Origin of the sequence: Fibrobacter sp. UWB15, from assembly GCF_900177705.1 — a bacterium.
Lineage (GTDB): Bacteria > Fibrobacterota > Fibrobacteria > Fibrobacterales > Fibrobacteraceae > Fibrobacter.
In genome coordinates, this window is record NZ_FXBA01000003.1 from 23,995 (window position 1) to 42,109 (window position 18,115).

Below are 18,115 nucleotides of genomic sequence, written 5' to 3' on the forward strand. Positions count from 1 at the left end.
CTTTAGTGGAGGACGGTCGCGTCCTTGATGATGTCTTCTTCACCGTCGACGTGATGATTGCGCATCACGAATTTACCGTTACAGATAACCGAATGAATGGCGCTGGAATCCCCTGCGTACACCCAGTTGCTCACCAAGTTATAATTCGGCACCAGGCGTTCGTTCTTAAGGTCAAGCAGCAAGGCGTCTGCCAAAAAGTCATCGGCGATTAACCCCGCCGGTATTCCATAAGCGAGCGCCGTATTCCAAGTCGCCATTTCTAGCGCCTCTATCGCCGGCAAGGATTCCGCCTTGCCGCTCTTGGGTTCCACTTTTGCAAGCAGCGAAATCAGTTTCATTTCTTCGTGCATGTCCAAGTTGTTATTCGACGAAGCACCGTCAGTACCAAGCCCTACAAGCACGCCGCTGTCCATGAGCGCGTTCACCTTCGGAATTCCGCTACCAAGCTTTAAGTTCGAACACGGATTCAGTATCGCCGCCGATTCCGATTCGGCCATCAGCGACATTTCATAATCGTTCAAATGAACGCAGTGTGCGCCGACAAAATTTTCACCTAAGATTCCCCACTTGTCAAGCACTTCGACCGGCGTATGGCCATACTGCTTTTTGCAATCCTTGACTTCTTTGAGCGTTTCAGACAAATGAGTATGCAGAATGTAGCCCTCTTCGCGGGCGACTTTCGCGCAGCGCTTAAAGACTTTTTCACCCACAGTGTAAATGCTATGCGGCATCACGGCAAGCTTGACTCGCTCCGATTCAAATCGGTGGTCCTGCAAGAACTTGAAGTTTTCTTCGATGTGTTCAGGTGTGTCCAGATTTTCGGCAATCGTCACGCCAATCGAGGCGCGGATTCCCATTTCTTTGACGACCTTCATAGTGACTTCGCGACGCCAGTACATGTCCGAAAAAAATACCGTTCCGGACTTGATCATTTCAAGCACGGCAAGGCGCGTTCCAATTTCGATATCCTTGGCGGTGAGTTTTGCCTCGAACGGCCAAATATATTCCGTAAGCCACTTTTGCAGCGGCATGTCATCGGCGTAGCCACGCAAAAGTGTCATGGCGGCATGAGTGTGGCCATTGTAGAACGGCGGCACTATGGCAAGCCCATCGCACTTGACCACTTCGGCTTTGTCGTAATCGCGCTTGGAAAGTTCGCGACCGACCTTGGCAAATTTCTTGCCCGAAATCAAAATATCTTGTTTTTTGCCCTGAAATAGTACAGATTGGAGTATTATCTTAGCCATATATGCCCGTTTTTCGCCTTGTTTTGCCCCAAAATATAAATTATAAAAGGCTATTTGACCATTTTTTGTATATAATTATGGTATGAGCAACTACGAGTTGGAAACATTGCCCATCTCCAGGGCAGAATTTCAGCGACTAGAAATTTTCAAGAACGTCGCTTTCGAAAGCTTGGCGGGTTACCTGCTAGGCTGTAAAACGATTTACCCCGCACCGGGCACATTGCTGATTGATCCGGAGCAACCGCAGCGGCGGCTTCTAGTGCTTTTGGAAGGACTCATGGAAGTGCAGGTGGAATCGCAAGGCGGCATTTTCAAAAACGACATTCAGACGGGGCACTGCGCCGGTGAAATGTCCATTTTCGAAAATGTAAAGCCCAGCGCCAAAGTTTACGCCAAGGAGAACTGCAAGATTCTGATTATCGAGGCGAATACGGCGCTAGCCATGCTGAACGCATCGCACGACCTTTGCTTGAACTTTTTGCAGATTCTAAGCAACCGTATTCGCAACAGCAACAAGATGGTATGCGAAGAAGAATACCACATTCGCTGTATCGAAGAAAACGCGAAGGTCGATGCCCTTACGGGATTACATAACCGCCGCTGGCTCGAAGAAATGTACACCCGCGAACTCAAGCGCAGCAATGCGGGCAATTTGCACCTTTCGGCATTCATGGTCGACATCGACCATTTCAAGAATATCAACGACACTCACGGTCATCTCGTTGGAGATCAGGTGCTGATCGCGGTGTCTAAGGTGATTCTTGCATGCTTGCGCCCCACCGACATGCCCGTACGCTACGGCGGCGAGGAATTCACCATCTTTTTGCCGGGAACCAGCGTCGAAAACGCAAAAATTGTCGGCGAAAGGCTGCGCGCCGCTGTCGAGGCATTGCCGATTAGCTTGCCCAACGGCGACAAGCTCTCGGTAACGGTAAGCGTCGGTTTCACCGAACGTCAAAACAAAGACACTGTCGAGACGATTATTAAACGCGCCGACGACGCTCTATACTTCGCCAAGGAATCAGGACGCAACCGAGTGTGCTTGAACCTGGGCGACGATACTATGTTTTTGTTTTAAAGGCGCTTGAGGACCGCGGCGGCGTGATGGATAAAGCCTTCTTCGGTCGCGACGGCGGCAATCGCCTTCGCATTCTTCTTGATGGCCTTCTCACTGTAGCGGATAATGCTCATGCGCTTTAAGAAGTCGTAGACACCGAGCGGGCTGAAGAAACGGCCCGTGCCGTTTGTCGGCAGCACATGGTTCGGGCCCGCGAAATAATCGCCCACCGGCTCAGAGGACCACGGGCCGATAAATACGGCGCCAGCGTTCTCGATTTGAGCGGCCATCGATTCGGCTTCGGCGGTCATCACTTCCAAGTGTTCCGGAGCAATGCGATTCGCGATTTCAACACCGTCGAACCAGTCCTTCACCACCAAAATGCGGCCGAAGTTGCCGAGCACCTTTTCGAGAAGTTCCTTCTTCGGGGAATTTTCGACCTGCACATCGACGCAGGCAGAAATCATCTGGGCGGTTTCCATATTGTCGGTAATGCAAATGGCAGCTTCGAAACCGGAACCGTGTTCGGCCTGGCTCAAAAGGTCGGCAGCGACAAAGTCCGGATCGCAGGTGTTGTCGGCCATCACGAGCACTTCGGAGGGACCTGCCACCATGTCGATATCGACAACGCCGAAGACTTCTTTCTTGGCGATAGCGGCAAACACGTTACCCGGTCCCACAATCTTGTCGACGCGTTCCACAACCGTCTTGCCCTTGACATCCTTGGCACCGTATGCAAGCAGGCCAATCGCTTGAGCGCCACCGATGTGGTAGACTTCTTCAATGCCGAGTTCCTGCAGCACGAATGCCACAGCACGGTTGATTTCGCCCTTGATCGGGGTCACCACCACGATATCCTGAACGCCCGCCACCAGAGCCGGAACGGCGTTCATAATCACGGTACTCGGGTAAATGCCCGCACCACCCGGCACATAGAGGCCCACACGCTTCATGGGGCGAATGCGCTGACCGAGCACGACACCGTCGGCACCTTCCATAAGCCAAGATTCTTCCATCTGGTTCTTGTGGAAGTCGCGAACGTTCTTGATTGCCTGCTTCAGGGCCTTCTGGAGTTCCTTGGGGCACTTGGCGGCAGACTTCGCAATGACAGACGCCGGCACGCGAATGTTCTTGCCCTTAAGGCCATCGAACTTCTGGGCGTATTCAGTCGCCTTGGCGATGCCACCCTTCTTAATATCGGCAAGGATTTGCATTACCTTGTCGTGAATTTCCTTGGACGGGGCGACTTCACGCCCACAAATGCGTTCAATTTCAGCAGACTTCGGATTTACTTTTGTAATAATCATAGTAGACAGTAGGAAGTAGGAAGTAGACAGTGGTTTGTGATTAGAGACCTGCGACGCGTTTCACTTGGCGTTTCGTTAATTTCTTTTGCTTCGCTGGAGCAGGTTCTTCTTTTACCTTGGCCGGTTCAACAGGCTTTACATCCAGATGCTTGTAGGCACCTTCAATAACCTTGTTGTCCACCAGAATCTTGTAGGTGAGGCCATCGACAAACGCCATCCAAGAAGCTTCGATGATGTTGCTTGAAACGCCCACTACATTCCAATAGCCCTTTTCGTCGCCAAAAGTCGTCCACACGCGAACCGTTGCATCAGAGGCCACCTTGGAACCAAGCACGCGCACCTTATAGTCGTCGAGCTTGACCTTCGCCATATTCGGGAAGAACGGGAGCAGCGCCTTACGGAGGGCTGCATCCAAAGCGTTCACTGGGCCATCGCCTTCACTCACCTGATGGCTGATCTTGTCGCCAATCTGGAGCTTTACAGTCGCCTGCGACACTGAAACGCCCTGCGGAGTCTTGTCTTCAATGACGCGGTAACCCAAGACCTTGAACGGTTCCTGAATCATTCCCAAGTGGCGGTACACAAGCATCTTGAAGCTCGCTTCGGCACTGTCAAAATGCCAGCCGGCGTTTTCGCGTTCCTTGATTAAAGAAAGCAGACTTGCCACCACCGGGTCCTTCTTGTCGATACCCGGCTTGATGGCCTTAAGTTTTTCGACGACGAGAGAGCCGCCTGCCTGGTCGCTAGTAACAAATACGCGGTCGTTACCGACGGCGTGCGGGTCGATGTGTTCAAAGCTGCGGGACACCTTCATCACGCCATCGATATGCGCTCCACCCTTATGGGCAAAAGCCGCATCGCCTACATACGGGGCGTGCACATCGCTCGGCAAGTTCACAATCTGGTCTACATTGCTGCTCAGCTGACGGAGACGGGCAATCTTTTTAGCCGCAAAGAACTTGGCACCCATTTTGAAATGGAGGTCAGCGGCAATGGTCGTGAGGTTTGCGTTACCGCAACGTTCACCGTAACCGTTCACCACACCCTGCACCATGGTCGCACCGCTCTTCACGGCGTAAATGCTGTTGCACACGCCAAGGCCCGCATCGTTATGAACATGGATACCTATCGGCGTAGAAACGTGCTTTTTTACGTCCTCCATGATTTTTTCGAGTTCCCACGGCATAGTTCCGCCGTTGGTATCACAAAGCACAATAAAGTCGGCATGGCCCAATTCTGCTGCACGGAGCGTTTCGAGCGCGTACTGCGGATTGGCCTTGTAGCCGTCAAAGAAATGTTCCGCATCGTAAATCACCTCTTCGGAATGTTCCTTGAGGTATGCCACCGAAGACTCGATCATGTCGAGGTTTTCTTCGAGCGTCGTGCGAATCACGTCGGTCACGTGCAAGTCCCAGCTCTTGCCGAAAATCGTCTTGACCGGAGCATCGGACTTTACCAAAGCCTGTAGCAGCGGGTCTTTTTCGGGCAGCACCTTGGGGCGACGCGTCGAACCGAAGGCAGCAATCTTCGCATGCTTCAGCTTGACTTCCTTAATCTTCTGGAAGAATTCTTCGTCGGTAGGGTTGCTGGGGTTCGGCCAGCCGCCTTCGATGTAGTCAAAGCCGAAATGGTCCAGAATGCGCGCAATCTGCAGCTTGTCTGCAAGAGAAAGGCTTATTTTACGGTCCTGGTTACCGTCGCGGAGAGTCGTGTCGTAGAGAAAAACTTTCATGAGTTGTATTTACTTTCTTTTTTTGTCTTTACCGTAATAGCTGTACTTGCCGTAACCGTAGCTGCCGTAGCCATAGCCATGACCATCGGATTCGCAATGGTTCATCACGAACGCGCGAGGCTTGCCTTCGCAGCAACGGTCGAGTTTCATCATGGATTCCTTGATCTGATCCATGGAATGCTTGCCGTAATGGAGCACGAACAAGGCGAAGTCCACAATGGGGTAAATGAGTTCGGAATCGGTGACGAGTTCTAGAGGAGGCGTATCCACGATAATGATATCGAACTTGGACTTGGCCTCTTCCAAAAGGTTTTTGAAGGTTTCGCCGCGCAAGAGTTCACTCGGCGACACATCGGTCTTACCGGCACCAAGCACATACAGGTTCTTGGTAATGGAATCGGCCACAGCGTTATCCAAGGAGCACTTGCCTTCGAGTACATCGCCCAGGCCCTGCTTGCGGTGGCTGTACACCACGCCGCGACGCATGTCGGCATCAATGAGCAAAGTCTTTTTGCCAGAGCCTGCAAAAAGGGCAGAAACGTTCTTAGAGACAAAGGACTTGCCCACGCCCGGAATCATGCCCGTCACCATCATGACGCGCAAATCGTTCGTTGCAAATTCAATAGCCGTATAAAGAGAACGCAGCGCTTCGCTCGAGGGCGAATCGGGGTCATCTTCGACCAGGGGCTTTGTATTCTTGCCCTTGTTGCGCTTGAGGAGGATTGCGTTTTCGGCCTTCGGAATCTTGGCGTACACGCTAATGCCCGTTTCACGTTCAATTTCGAGAGAACTACGCACTCCGCGCTTGGTCATTTGCAACAGGTAAAGCAGCAAAGCACCCAAAAGGAAGGAGCCGCCTACACAACCGGCAAACACCACCTTCTTGTTGGGCTTAGAGGGCTTACGTTCAACCTGGGCGTAGTCCACAATGCGCACGTTACCGACTTCGCCGGCGCGCACCACGCGCAGCTGCTGGATGTTGTTAAGCATGGCCGTATACTGGGCGTTATTCACCGCCACTTCTTCTTGCAAGCTCATCACGTCTTGCTGGGTACGCGGCATGTTTTCGGCAGATTTCTTGAGGCGAGAAAGTTCGGAACGCAAACGGCTCTGCTGTTGCATAATCGTCTGAACAGCCGGGTGTTCTTCCTTGAACAGGCGGGTTGCTTCCTGGCGTTGCTGTTCCAGTTCCAATACCTGCTTTTCAAGTTCCGAAACCTTTTCCAAGTGGGCCTTGGTTTCGCCCGTCATATCCACAGAACCAATCTTCAAACGGTAGTCAGCCAACTTCTTTTCGGCCGTATCGAGTTTCGCCTTGACACCCGGAAGTTGATCTTCGAGGAATTCCAAAGTCTTTTCGGCTTCGGCACTGCGCATTTCCACATTTTGGCGCAGGTAGATGTTTGCAATGGTATTCAGGACCGATGCAGCCTTGTCTGCATAGCGGTTGGTGTAAGACACGCCGATAATGCCAGTCTGCTTGCCGCGTTCAGACACATCGAGCTGCTTAACCAAGCCTCGGACCGCATCTAGCGGTTCGGACTGCACAATAACGAACACCTGTCCCGGCCTTGCATGCAGGTGCTTTACATGGATTCGGAGCGTGTCGCCACCATAAGGGGCCGAAAGCGACTCGCCCACCTTGCCCTGCAAAAGCTTGACGCCTTCGGGAGTGAACACGGCGATTTCATTTTCGCCCACCACATGGGCCATCCACTTTTCGTCGCGAGCGATTTCAGGAATGTACAAGTCTTCGAGATCCATGCGGCCTTCCGTATGGAGCAGGCGGTCGATGAGTCCCTTCGGGTAGGCGTTAAAACAAAGATGTTCCTTGTCGACCACATAATTCAAGACCATGCGACTCTTCAAAAGTTCGATTTCAGCTTCGGCCGGGCTAGCCACATCCAAAAGGGCACCCATTTCACCCATGGCCTTACCGGCCTTGTTACCCTTCACGTCAATCTGCAAAAGAGCGTCACTCGTATACTGAGGGCGCATAAAGTTGGAGGCCAAAAAACCTACGGCGCAGCCCACGGCAATGCAACAAGCCAAGAAAAATTTGTGTTTCAGCAACAAACCCAAAACTTCAAGGATATCGATTTCGTCATCATCCTTGTGGTTTGCAGAAGATGTAGAGCCAGTAGAATTATACTGATTGTTCGGTTCCATTTTCATCCTTTCTTGTACTTCTTTTATAAAAAATAGAAAAAGAGGCCGCAGAGCATGTCCGCGACCTCTTTGTATAAGCTAGAAAAGCTTTATTTCTTCTTAGCGTTCTTCCGTGAGCCGCTGGCGACTCATCGTAATGAGTCGTCGAGGCGAGAGCAAAGGCCAAGCGTAGTTTACTACTTCTTTTTAGCCTTTGCGGTCTTCTTAGCCGGAGCCTTCTTTGCAGAAGCCTTGCAAGCAGACTTGCAGAACTTCACGTAGGCAGCGAGCGTGTCGCAGAACACTTCGTCCGGAGTGTTGTCGCCGTTGATGCGGCTGATGATGGACTTGCTGTACTTGCCGAGAACCTTGGCGGTAGATTCCTTGTAAACCTTGAGACGGTTCTTGATCACGGCTTCGTCGGCGTCGTCCTTGCGGCCTTCGATTTTCGCGCGGTTGAGGAGGCGGGCCACGATGGTCTTTTCGTCCTTGATATCGAGCACAAAAATGTGCTTCACGTCGACCACGGATTCAATGAGCTTGACCTGGGCAACCGTGCGAGGAATACCGTCGAGAAGGAGGGTATCCTTATCCGGGTTCACCTTGTTCGTGTTGATGAGGCCTTCGATGAAGCGGCCGAAAATTTCCACAGTGGCTTCGTCCGGAACCAGGAGGCCCTTGCTGGAGTAAGAAGCGAGGAGCTTGCCGGATTCGCTGGACGGAGCAATGCCACGGAAGATGTCACCCGTGGAAATGTGCTTGAGAGACGTAGTAGCAGCGAGCTTTGCGCCGACGGTACCCTTGCCGGAACCCGGTGCGCCAAAGATAAGAACTGCAGGAATTTTAGCCATTGTATAACCTCTTGGGTTGTGTGTTGTTTAAAAATTTGCGTGTAAATATAAAAAATGTGGAATGTGCAGTGTGTAATGTGAAATTAAATTCATTACACATTACACACCACACACTTCACATTCCTAACTAGGTAAAGCCTCGGAGGTGAACTTGAGTTTGTTGTTTTCGACATCGATGGAGATAGTCGAGAAATCCTTGTAGATTCCAAGGAGCAAGCCTTCGGCAATTTCGTCTTCAACCAGATTCTGGATCGAGCGACGAATCGGGCGCGCGCCGAGTGCAGAATCGTAGTTGTGAGACACTATGAATTCCTTGGCGGCTTCAGAAACTTCCAAGAGTATTCCGCGTTCGGACAAGTTCTTCTGCAAGAAGGTCAGCTGAATATCTACAACAGAAGACAGGTCCTTCTTGGTCAGCGGGCGGAACACAATCTGCTCGTCGACACGGTTCAAGAATTCCGGCGAGAACACGCGCTTGACTTCTTCGCGAATGGCGGTTTCCATACGTTCGTAGTCGTCGGTCTCGCCCATCTTGGTGAATCCCATGCCACTGCTGTGGCGCACTTCGCGAGCGCCAGCGTTACTCGTCATGATGATGATGGTGTTCTTGAAGTTGATTTTGCGGCCGTAACTATCCGTAAGGATACCGTCATCCAAAATCTGCAACAGCAAGTTGTAAATGTCCGGATGCGCCTTTTCGATTTCATCGAGAAGAACCACGCAATAGGGGCGCTTGCGCACCTTTTCGCTGAGCTGTCCACCGCTGTCTTCAAAGCCTACGTATCCCGGAGGCGCACCAATCAAGCGGCTCACGCTATGCTTTTCCATGTATTCGCTCATGTCGATACGGATCATGGAATCTTCGCTACCGAACAGGCATTGACTTAGGACTTTCGCCAGTTCCGTCTTACCGACACCCGTAGGGCCAAGGAACAAGAAACTGCCCATGGGGCGTTTCGCGCTGCGAATACCTGCACGGGTACGGCGAATGGCCTTCACAACGGCGTCTACCGCCTGGTCCTGGCCAATCACGCGTTCCTTGATTTCGTCACCGAGTTTCAGGAGTTTCTGTGTTTCTTCACCAGCGAGACGGCTGATAGGAATGCCCGTCATCTTGCTGATGCAGTCGCGGATTTCGTTTTCGTCTACCACCGGCAAGTCTGCCGAGTCTTCCTTATTCAAGGCTTCGCGGCGTTCGGCGATGCGGTTCGTCAATTCTTCAATCTTGTCGCGGAGGGTTGCAGCCGTTTCGTACTGCTGGTCGGCAATGGCCTCTTCCTTCTTTTGCATGGTCGCGGCAAGTTCGTCTTCCATTTCTTTAAGGTCTTGCGGCGTACGAATCGAATTCAAGCGCACGCGGGCGCCGGCTTCGTCGAGTACGTCGATTGCCTTGTCCGGTAAGAATCGATCGCTGATATAGCGTTCGGCGAGCGTCACTGCGGCACGAATCGCTTCGGGCGTGTAATGCACCTTGTGGTGCTGCTCGTACTTCGGACGAAGCCCTTCCAGAATCTGGATAGAATCTTCGGAATTAGGCGGATTCACGACAATCGTCTGGAAGCGGCGTTCAAGCGCGGCATCCTTCTCGATGTACTTGCGGTATTCATCGATCGTCGTGGCACCGATGCACTGGAGTTCGCCTCGGGCGAGCGCCGGCTTAAAGATGTTGCTGGCATCGAGGCTACCTTCGGAGCCGCCCGCGCCCACAATCGTATGAAGTTCATCGATAAAGAGAATCACCGAATTATCGACGCGTTGGAGTTCCATAATCAGGCCCTTCACGCGTTCTTCGAACTGGCCGCGGTACTTGGTGCCCGCCACCATGGCGGCCACGTCAAGCGTCACCACGCGCTTGTTCATCAAGAGTTCCGGAATTTTCTTCTGGACAATCTTCTGGGCAAGGCCTTCGATAATCGCCGTCTTACCTACGCCCGGTTCACCGATAAGCGCCGGATTGTTCTTTTTGCGGCGGCAAAGAATCTGGATCAAGCGTTCAATTTCGCGACCACGGCCGATAATCGGGTCGAGCTTGCCCTGTTTGGCAAGCGCCGTCAAGTCGCGACCGAAGTGATCGAGAATCGGCGTCTTGGAACGGCTCTGGCTACGCACCTGCTGGCGCGTGTCACCGCGACCCTGCCCCATAAAGCGGTCATCGCCATCCATGCCCTCGCCTTCTTCGCCGGAGGGCTGACCATTCATGGCTTCGCGCTTGATTTGCTGCAAAGTGCTTTCGAAATTTTCGTAAGTCACACCAAAAGTCGAAAGCGTACCCGCCGCCGGAGATTCGGCCTGCTGCAAAATCGCAAGCATCAAGTGTTCCGGGCCAATGTACTGGTCGCCTTCTTCTTTTGCAATTTTTGCCGCATTAAAAAGGGCAGCCTTACAGCGAGTCGTAAAAGAAAGCAATGCACCATGAGCATCGCCCACGGTCATAATGCCACCGTTCGTCGTCAACGAGCGCTGTACATTTTCACCAAGTTCATTCAAATTGATTTTGAGAGCGCGCAAGGTTTCGGCAGCAAAGCCGGAATCTTCGCGAACGAGGCCGAGCAGCAAATGTTCGGTCGTAACGCTGTCGCTACCCAAGTTGCGGGCCGCAATGCGGGCCGCCTGTAAAACAGCCTTTGCTTTCTTCGAAAAAATACCGTTGATATCTGACATATTTCTCCTTAAGCTACTGAATGACGCCGCCGTGCATCACGACACGCCTTTTGGCAAAACTAGCCAATTTTTCGTCGTGCGTCACAATCAAGAAAGCCTGATTAAACTTTTCGTTGAGTTCACCAATCAATTCGTTCAGCATCGCAGAATTCGCCTCATCGAGGTTGCCGCTCGGTTCGTCGGCCAGCACCAAGTCCGGATGGTTCATGAGTGCACGGGCAATGGCCACACGCTGGCGTTCACCGCCGCTGAGTTCACGCGGCAAATGCTTGAAGCGGTCCTTGAGGCCCACCGTTTCCAAAAGCATCGCGGCACGTTCCTTGCATTCCTTTTCAGAAGTCCCGAGAATGCGGCCCGGCACGCACACGTTTTCAATCGCCGTAAATTCACTCAGCAAGTGATGGAACTGGAACACGAACCCCACCTGCACGCGGTGGTAGCGGTCACGCTCGGCGTCGTTGAACTTGGAAAGCGCCTTCCCCTTAAAGAGGATTTCACCAGAAGTCGGCGTATCGAGCATCCCCACCAAATTCAAAAAAGTCGACTTACCCGACCCCGAAGAACCCGTGAGAGCCACCAGCTCACCCGCTTCCATGGAGAAGTTCACGCCCTTGAGGATTTCAAGGTCCTCGCCCGTCTCGGAGAAAACGCGACGAAGGTCAATAGTTTGTAACAAGCTACTCATGTCTAATGGCCCCCACCGGATCCAAGCGGCTAGCCTTCCATGCGGGGAGCAAGGTTGCAGCCACGCAAAGCGCAATGCCGATGACAAAAATCAAAATCACGTCAAGAATATGCACCGAAATCGGGAAGTACGGAATCACGTAGACATCGCCGGGGAGCTTGATAAAGTGGTAAGCCTCTTGCAGCTTGCAAAGCACTAGGCCGATGGTGCCACCGACAATCGTACCGCCCACGCCAATGAAACTTCCCATGAGCATAAAGACGCGCATGATGCCCGCCTTGCTAAAGCCCATGCTGCGGAGAATGCCGATTTCTTTGGTCTTGTCGATGACCACCATGATAAGGCTACTGATGATGTTGAATGCGGCCACCAAGATGATGAGGCAAATCACCGCCGCCACGATGAACTTTTCGTAGTTCATCCACTTGAGAAGCGTGATGTTTTTCGTTTTCCAGTCCATGGCGTAGTACGGATAACCTAACCATGACGCAAGGCTATCGACCGCCTCGCCGGCAAGCCAATGATTGTTCAGGCGGAACTGAATGCCCGTCACCACGTCACCCAGGCCAAGCAACTTCTGCAATTCCGGGATGCCCACGTAAGCGAGATTTCCGTCGTATTCATAGGTACCCGTCTCGAAGATTCCGCTCACCACGCACATCATCATCTTCGGGCCACCACTTGTAACCATAGCATCAGGACTCTGGAAGGTCTGCAGCACAAGCTTGTCGCCCACCACCACACGAAGCCTGTTGGCAAGGCCTGAACCGAGAATGATTCCAGGGCGGAGCGTTCCGCTCAAGTCTTCGAGGCTATCGACCGAGTAGTTGCCCCACTTGATGTACTTGTGGATATCGGTTACGCCTTTGGCGGTTTCAGCATCGATACCGTAAATGACAATGCCGTCATTCACCTTCTTGGAGCTCACGCCCACCTTGTAAATGATGAACGGAGACGACGCCACCACGCGGGAATCGCGGTCGCGGACTTCTTTCATAAGGCTATCGTAAGGCGCAATGAAATCGCCATTGTAAGCCATCACTTCGAAGTGTGCGTCTTTACCAATCATCTGGGCCGTGACTTCTTCTTCGAAGCCGTTGACCGCAGCAAGGGCAACCACCAGCGCAAACACGCCGATAGAAACGCCTAACATACTGAAAATGCCAATCAGCGAGACAAAGAGACTCTTACGTTGAGCCCCTAAGTAACGCCAGGCGATGAGCCACTCAAGTTTATTCATAGGAAGTAGGAAGTAGGAAGTAGGAAGTAGGAAGGCCCTACGTCTTATCCCTTGTACCCAATTTTCTCCTTAAAGCGGTTAACATTTTCCAAATATCATCAAGAGACTTTTTTATCGATTCTGTCTCAGAAGTCTTCAATAGGTTCACAGGTTCACTCAAAACAATTTGCGTTTCTAATTCCGATTTAGAACCAAGTGCAATCCCTAAAAAATGCGAAAACTCATTTCTTGATTTACGACCTTCACCTTCTGCAATATTACTCGCAATAGATACAGCCGCACGGCGCATTTGAGATGTCAAGCCAAACATTTCATCTTTAGGAAATGCACTTGTAAGACGATAAGTCTCAACAGCAACATTCATCGCTTGTTGCCAGACAACCAAGTCTCTATATCCTTGAGTCACTGTCTACTTCCTACCGTCTACTGTCTACTGCGAAGCTACGCTTCGGGTTTCATCAGCGGGAAGAGCTGCACGTCGCGGATGGTCTGCTGGTTCGTGAGGAGCATGACCATGCGGTCGATGCCGAATCCCACGCCGCCGGTAGGAGGCAGGCCAGATTCGATAGCGTGCATGAAGTTTTCATCCATCGGGTGCGTTTCGCCTTCGCCACCGCGGCCGCGGCGCACCTGGTCTTCCAGGAGCTCACGCTGACGGATGGGGTCGTTCAGTTCGGTATAGGCGTTGCCCAGCTCCCAGCCGTTAGCGTAGGGCTCGAACTGTTCGATGAGCCCTTCGATGGTGCGGTGCTTCTTGCAGAGCGGCGTGCTTTCGGTGGGCATGTCCTTGATGAAGGTCGGCTGGATGAGCTTGTCTTCCACGGTGAGCTCGAACAGTTCGAGGATACCGCGGCCGCGGCTGAATTCACCATCCAGGTGTCCGCCGAGTTCTTCCATCTTGGCCTTGATCTCGTCGTCGCTCATGTCATTGACCTTGAGACCGCCGAACTTTTCGATGGCTTCGATCATGCTGTAACGGGGCCACGGAGCCTTGAAGTCGATAACCTTCCCCTGGTAGTCAATCTTGGTGGTGCCGTTCGCGGCAATGCAGGCGCGTTCGTAGATGTTTTCGAAGTGCACCATCATGTCGTTGTAGTCGGCGTAGGCTTCATAGAATTCGAGGCCGGTGAATTCCGGGCTATGGGTGCGGTCCATGCCTTCGTTACGGAAGTTCTTGGAGAATTCGAAAACCTTTTCCATGCCGCCCACGATGCAGCGCTTGAGGTAGAGTTCCGGAGCCACGCGCAGGTACAGCGTCATGTCGCAAGCGTTGTGGTGCGTGGTGAACGGACGAGCGTTTGCACCGCCGTAAATCGGTTGCAGCGTCGGGGTCTCGACCTCGATGAATCCCTTTTCAATGAGGTATTCGCGGATAGCCTGCAGAATCTTGAAACGCTTGATGAACACGTCCTTCACGTCGTCGTTCAAGGCCATGTCAATGTAACGCTGACGGTAGCGGGTATCCACGTCGGCAAATTCGTTGAACACGACCTTGTTGCCGTTTTCGTCCACCTTTTCCTTAGCGACCGGAAGCGGGCGCACAGCCTTCGAAAGCATGGTCACCTTCTTCACGTGCACGGAGTATTCGCCCGTCTGGGTTTCGAACATGAAACCGTTTACGCCAATAAAGTCACCGAGGTCGGTCATCTTCACGATTTCATAGTTTTCTTCGCCCACCTCGTCGCGGGCCACCACCACCTGGAGGCGGCCATAACGGTCCTTCAGGTGCATAAAGCACATCTTTCCCTTGCGGTTGAAGCGAACCACTCGGCCAGCAAAAGCAACTTCTTCACCAGACGCCATCAGGGCAGCCTTGTTTTCTTTCAAAACTTTGGAATCGTGCGTACGGTTGAACTTGTGCGGATAAGCCTCCACACCCATTTCCTTGAACTTTTCAAGCTTCGCGAGGCGTGCCTGAACCTGGTCATTCATATCTTGCATTGCCATAATTTGGTCCTTGTTAATTTTACGGCGCTAAATGTAGAAAAATGTAGGAAGTAGGAAGTAGGAAGTAGGAAGGACTCAGCGCCAATTACTGTCTACTGCCTACTGTCTACCGTCTACTGCATTACAATTCTGCGTGTCTCCGCATCTTGCGGATATTCAGCGGAAGCACGTGATTGTGCCAGTGGATCCATTCGTCGTAATAGATGTACTGGCGTTCGCGACGTCTAAAGTTGCGGCCATGCACAATGCGGCGGCCGTTCTTGATTTCAACTGGAATCGCAATATGCAAGCATTCATGATACACCACACCGGCCACGGCATACTCCGGGCAGTTGGCGGCATCGTAGCCCTTGCTGATGCTAATCAGGTGGAATTCTTCGCCGGTCACAGGGTCCTGACGGACCGAATGGAAGCTGAGCCCGCCTATGCGATTACTCCACGTGATACGACAAGTTAATTTATCTTCAAAATACGTACTGTTGATTGCGGCAAGCACATCGTTCAAGTTATGGTACTTGCCCTGCGGCTTTATAGGCGGAAGGCGCCCCTTACTCGAAAGCGACTCATCGCCACGGTCTGCAAGAATCTGTTCTACCAGCGTCCAAAAGCGGCTTACCAGGTCCTTGATAATCGCCTTATTTTTCACCGTCTTGCGTTTGATGGCGTGTTCCGCCCATTCGGCGGCAAGTTCACGCGCCGGCGCAAACTCGGGGTCCTTCATGTAGGCAGGCAAAATTACTTCGGGATGGCCAAACAGCACTCCCCCCTTGCAACGGATGCTCTTCTTGAGTTGCGTATTGTACTTGAAATGCACCAGCCCATTCTGCGAAACCGAAGCCGGTACTTTCGGCTTTGCCGGTTCCTTGGGAACATCGGAATTATTCCCGAACAGGTCTAACTGCATTCCAAACAAATTCATTCTCAGTTTCCGCCAATCAGGCCTTCGAAACGGTTTACTGCCAAAAGTCCGCCAAAATAGCTTTCCGGCAAATCCAAAAGGGTAAAATGTTCCGAAATCCCGTACACCGCATCTTCGATGCTGTCCGGCAAATACACAATATAGCTATCGTTTTCGGGAGTTTGCAAATGCTCCGGCGTACAGAACTTGGGGTCTGTCTCGCTAAAATACATGCGGCAAGACACCGGACGCAACGGATACACCGTGCAATCGCCTTTTTTGTCCGAAAACGGGCACGGGTTCCAGGCGCTAAAATAGTCATGCAGGGCCTTGTCTTCGGCGTAATCGTCCAAATCCATCTGGTCAGGCACTGCACCCTCGGCACGTCTCGCCTCAAAAAATTTGCCGAACAGCGACGACCTTACCTGGCAGGCCTCCATAATATCGAGCAAGTCATTCCGCCCCCGTAGGTCGCAATACAGAGTCAACAATTCAAAGGGTTCTACCGACATGGGGTAATGGTGGCAGCAATTTCCGCAAGCAGGTCTACACTGGATTGGGCGCGGCTGTTGCGGCAAAACCGCGTCTAAATACTCCGAAAAAAGCCGGTGGTATTCTCGCGTAAATTCCTTGATTTTAGGGAGTTCTTCGAGTAAATTATCAGGACCTATCGCCGATTCTCGGCCCATGGTCGCCGCAACGGCATCCAGGCGATCTCTTTCCGCCCTCAAAAGGCTTGCCAGGCGCATTTCGGCCAAGCGAAACGCCTTTGTCGGAAAATACTCTCGATAAGATTCCATACAACAAAGATAGATATTTTACCAATATCCGAAAAAACATCAAAAAAAAGCCACAAATATCACAAGATTTTCAAAAAACTACAAAAAAAACAGATTGAGAAATTCTTTTTGTAAGAATAATGTTATCTTTTAGGAAAATGGGAATAGTGTAATGAGAAACGTACTTCAATCCAAGTTCTTATGGGCTTCGGCACTTGTCCTCTCGTTGAGTATAGCCGGATGCAACATTTTTAACCCCACCGAAAGCATCAACATCAAAGACGACGATGCCCAGGCGCTTACCTACGAAGGCTACAAGAAAATTCGTGATAACGAATATTCTAACGCAGAATACTATTTCAACAAAGCAATTGTGGCCGACTCCAGCTATTCTCAAGCTTGGTTCGGCCTCATGAAGGCCATCTTGAACCGCAAGCTGAACACCACCCAAGAAACCAACGTGTTCTCGTTGCTTTCTTACGTGAACGCAAGCCGCGACTCCAAGGTGCCCTTCTCGGGCATGTCCGATGCCATTGCAGTCCAACTTCAAGATGCCATTGATTCCGTGAACGCCATTGCAAACCAGTTTATCGAACGCGACAAGGCTGGCAAAACCGACAGCGTGATCACCTACAAGACTATTTCTGAAGGCTACATGATTCTCCAGATGATGAAAACCATGCTGGTACTGCGAAAAACGACCCAGAGTATGGAAGGCTGTTCGCTGCAGAAGGGCCAGCAAAATTCCTGCGACATGGCCAGCGTCTTGAACAACATCAAGAACGATCCGGCAGAAACCGTGGAATCTTTCAACGCCGTCTTCAAGACCTGCGAAGAAAGCCCCGAAAGCATGACCAAGATGTTCGACAGCTACCTGCAGGGCTTCGACAACCTTAAAGAAGAAGCACAGCATTCTGCCGTGAGCAGCATGTGCGGCGCTCTGGCCCAAGAAACCGACAAGGCCAAGGATAACGAAGACCAGCAAACCAAAACATTGAATATCATTATCGGCCAGTTCGGCTACAGCGACATTATCGATGACGACGGCGACGGCTGCGTTGACGAAGAACTCTACGACGGCGAAGACAACGACGGCGATGGAGAAATCGACGAGGACGTGAGCGACAAGACCAACAAGATTGAATACGATAACGACATGATCCTTAAAAACGTTACCGCAGGAAAGACTGCAATCAGGGACCTCCGTGTTATCAGCAGGGTCAATCCGAACGAAAAGTACGAAACCGTCGATATCGACATGAACGGCAAGACTGTCGCAGACAACCGGGACGAACTCGAAACCGAATGGGCTTTCGTCTACCCCAAGTATCAGGACCGCGTAAGCAACAACAACCACCGACTGGTCTTTGCAACAGGCCTGACCTTCAACCCGCAGGGTCTGCCCCCCGAAGAATACAACGCCTACAAGCACGCTATCGCCAAGGATAAGGACATCAACAATATCCAATACGACCTGGCGTTCAGAAAGCAGTACATTGGAGGTTGCTGGGCAAACTACGACGAAAAACGCTTTATGCAGTGGTTCGAAGGGAGGAAGTAAGC

At 51.8% G+C, this 18,115-nt stretch carries 14 protein-coding genes; 2 read left to right on the forward strand and 12 right to left on the reverse strand.

The window, feature by feature from the left end; all coding sequences use genetic code 11:
* Window positions 1-2 precede the first annotated feature (2 nt).
* Window positions 3-1,247 (reverse strand): amidohydrolase, encoded by a 1,245-nt coding sequence (locus B9Y58_RS06350; RefSeq protein WP_073055152.1) that lies wholly within the window; start codon window positions 1,245-1,247, stop codon window positions 3-5.
* 82 nt (window positions 1,248-1,329) lie between these two features.
* Here B9Y58_RS06350 and B9Y58_RS06355 point away from each other — a divergent pair, with 82 nt between their 5' ends.
* Window positions 1,330-2,325: a GGDEF domain-containing protein gene (locus B9Y58_RS06355; protein WP_085534826.1), complete on the forward strand. Its 996-nt coding sequence runs from the start codon at window positions 1,330-1,332 to the stop codon at window positions 2,323-2,325.
* Here the strand turns inward: B9Y58_RS06355 and hisD are convergent.
* The 11 genes from hisD to B9Y58_RS06410 all read right to left on the reverse strand — a co-directional run bounded on the left by hisD (window position 2,322) and on the right by B9Y58_RS06410 (window position 16,573).
* Window positions 2,322-3,611, reverse strand: coding sequence for a histidinol dehydrogenase (gene hisD, locus B9Y58_RS06360; protein ID WP_085534827.1), 1,290 nt, complete (start codon window positions 3,609-3,611; stop codon window positions 2,322-2,324). The two genes, B9Y58_RS06355 and hisD, sit on opposite strands and share 4 nt — an antisense overlap.
* A 40-nt stretch (window positions 3,612-3,651) precedes the next feature.
* A complete protein-coding gene (cimA, locus tag B9Y58_RS06365) occupies window positions 3,652-5,343 on the reverse strand; it encodes a citramalate synthase (RefSeq protein WP_085534828.1) in 1,692 nt (563 codons plus the stop codon).
* A 9-nt stretch (window positions 5,344-5,352) separates the two neighbouring features.
* A complete protein-coding gene (locus B9Y58_RS06370) occupies window positions 5,353-7,512 on the reverse strand; it encodes a polysaccharide biosynthesis tyrosine autokinase (protein WP_073055221.1) in 2,160 nt (719 codons plus the stop codon).
* A 176-nt stretch (window positions 7,513-7,688) separates the two neighbouring features.
* The gene (locus tag B9Y58_RS06375; protein ID WP_085534829.1) at window positions 7,689-8,342 is read right to left on the reverse strand and encodes an adenylate kinase family protein; all 654 of its coding nucleotides are present in this window, start codon (window positions 8,340-8,342) and stop codon (window positions 7,689-7,691) included.
* A gap of 123 nt (window positions 8,343-8,465) precedes the next feature.
* Window positions 8,466-11,003: an ATP-dependent Clp protease ATP-binding subunit gene (locus B9Y58_RS06380; RefSeq protein ID WP_085534830.1), complete on the reverse strand. Its 2,538-nt coding sequence runs from the start codon at window positions 11,001-11,003 to the stop codon at window positions 8,466-8,468.
* 13 nt (window positions 11,004-11,016) lie between these two features.
* The gene (locus B9Y58_RS06385) at window positions 11,017-11,688 is read right to left on the reverse strand and encodes an ABC transporter ATP-binding protein (protein WP_085534831.1); all 672 of its coding nucleotides are present in this window, start codon (window positions 11,686-11,688) and stop codon (window positions 11,017-11,019) included.
* The gene (locus tag B9Y58_RS06390; protein ID WP_073322069.1) at window positions 11,681-12,928 is read right to left on the reverse strand and encodes an ABC transporter permease; all 1,248 of its coding nucleotides are present in this window, start codon (window positions 12,926-12,928) and stop codon (window positions 11,681-11,683) included. The genes B9Y58_RS06385 and B9Y58_RS06390 overlap by 8 nt, the downstream gene beginning before the upstream one ends.
* A gap of 37 nt (window positions 12,929-12,965) precedes the next feature.
* Window positions 12,966-13,334 carry a four helix bundle protein gene (locus B9Y58_RS06395; protein WP_234989096.1) on the reverse strand — a complete coding sequence of 123 codons (369 nt, stop codon included), beginning with the start codon at window positions 13,332-13,334 and terminating at the stop codon, window positions 12,966-12,968.
* A 35-nt stretch (window positions 13,335-13,369) separates the two neighbouring features.
* Window positions 13,370-14,875, reverse strand: a complete 1,506-nt coding sequence (gene lysS / locus B9Y58_RS06400) for a lysine--tRNA ligase (RefSeq protein WP_073055141.1) — start codon at window positions 14,873-14,875, stop codon at window positions 13,370-13,372.
* Window positions 14,876-14,996: 121 nt separating this feature from the next.
* Entirely contained in the window at window positions 14,997-15,794 is a 798-nt protein-coding gene (locus B9Y58_RS06405; RefSeq protein WP_233247869.1) for a SprT-like domain-containing protein, read from the reverse strand.
* 2 nt (window positions 15,795-15,796) lie between these two features.
* Window positions 15,797-16,573 carry a YkgJ family cysteine cluster protein gene (locus tag B9Y58_RS06410; RefSeq protein ID WP_073055137.1) on the reverse strand — a complete coding sequence of 259 codons (777 nt, stop codon included), beginning with the start codon at window positions 16,571-16,573 and terminating at the stop codon, window positions 15,797-15,799.
* 151 nt (window positions 16,574-16,724) lie between these two features.
* On the opposite strand from B9Y58_RS06410, the gene B9Y58_RS06415 reads away from it, so the two are divergent.
* Window positions 16,725-18,113 carry a hypothetical protein gene (locus B9Y58_RS06415; RefSeq protein ID WP_073055136.1) on the forward strand — a complete coding sequence of 463 codons (1,389 nt, stop codon included), beginning with the start codon at window positions 16,725-16,727 and terminating at the stop codon, window positions 18,111-18,113.
* Window positions 18,114-18,115 lie beyond the last annotated feature (2 nt).

Excerpts from the sequence above, each read along its gene's own strand:
- B9Y58_RS06370 (WP_073055221.1), bottom strand. The coding sequence starts at position 7,512 with ATGGAACCGAACAATCAGTATAATTCTACTGGCTCTACATCTTCTGCA.
- B9Y58_RS06350 (WP_073055152.1), bottom strand. The coding sequence starts at position 1,247 with ATGGCTAAGATAATACTCCAATCTGTACTATTTCAGGGCAAAAAACAA.
- B9Y58_RS06410 (WP_073055137.1), bottom strand. The coding sequence starts at position 16,573 with ATGGAATCTTATCGAGAGTATTTTCCGACAAAGGCGTTTCGCTTGGCC.
- B9Y58_RS06390 (WP_073322069.1), bottom strand. The coding sequence starts at position 12,928 with ATGAATAAACTTGAGTGGCTCATCGCCTGGCGTTACTTAGGGGCTCAA.
- B9Y58_RS06415 (WP_073055136.1), top strand. The coding sequence starts at position 16,725 with ATGAGAAACGTACTTCAATCCAAGTTCTTATGGGCTTCGGCACTTGTC.
- B9Y58_RS06380 (WP_085534830.1), bottom strand. The coding sequence starts at position 11,003 with ATGTCAGATATCAACGGTATTTTTTCGAAGAAAGCAAAGGCTGTTTTA.
- cimA (WP_085534828.1), bottom strand. The coding sequence starts at position 5,343 with ATGAAAGTTTTTCTCTACGACACGACTCTCCGCGACGGTAACCAGGAC.
- hisD (WP_085534827.1), bottom strand. The coding sequence starts at position 3,611 with ATGATTATTACAAAAGTAAATCCGAAGTCTGCTGAAATTGAACGCATT.
- B9Y58_RS06355 (WP_085534826.1), top strand. The coding sequence starts at position 1,330 with ATGAGCAACTACGAGTTGGAAACATTGCCCATCTCCAGGGCAGAATTT.
- B9Y58_RS06385 (WP_085534831.1), bottom strand. The coding sequence starts at position 11,688 with ATGAGTAGCTTGTTACAAACTATTGACCTTCGTCGCGTTTTCTCCGAG.
- B9Y58_RS06405 (WP_233247869.1), bottom strand. The coding sequence starts at position 15,794 with ATGAATTTGTTTGGAATGCAGTTAGACCTGTTCGGGAATAATTCCGAT.
- lysS (WP_073055141.1), bottom strand. The coding sequence starts at position 14,875 with ATGGCAATGCAAGATATGAATGACCAGGTTCAGGCACGCCTCGCGAAG.
- B9Y58_RS06375 (WP_085534829.1), bottom strand. The coding sequence starts at position 8,342 with ATGGCTAAAATTCCTGCAGTTCTTATCTTTGGCGCACCGGGTTCCGGC.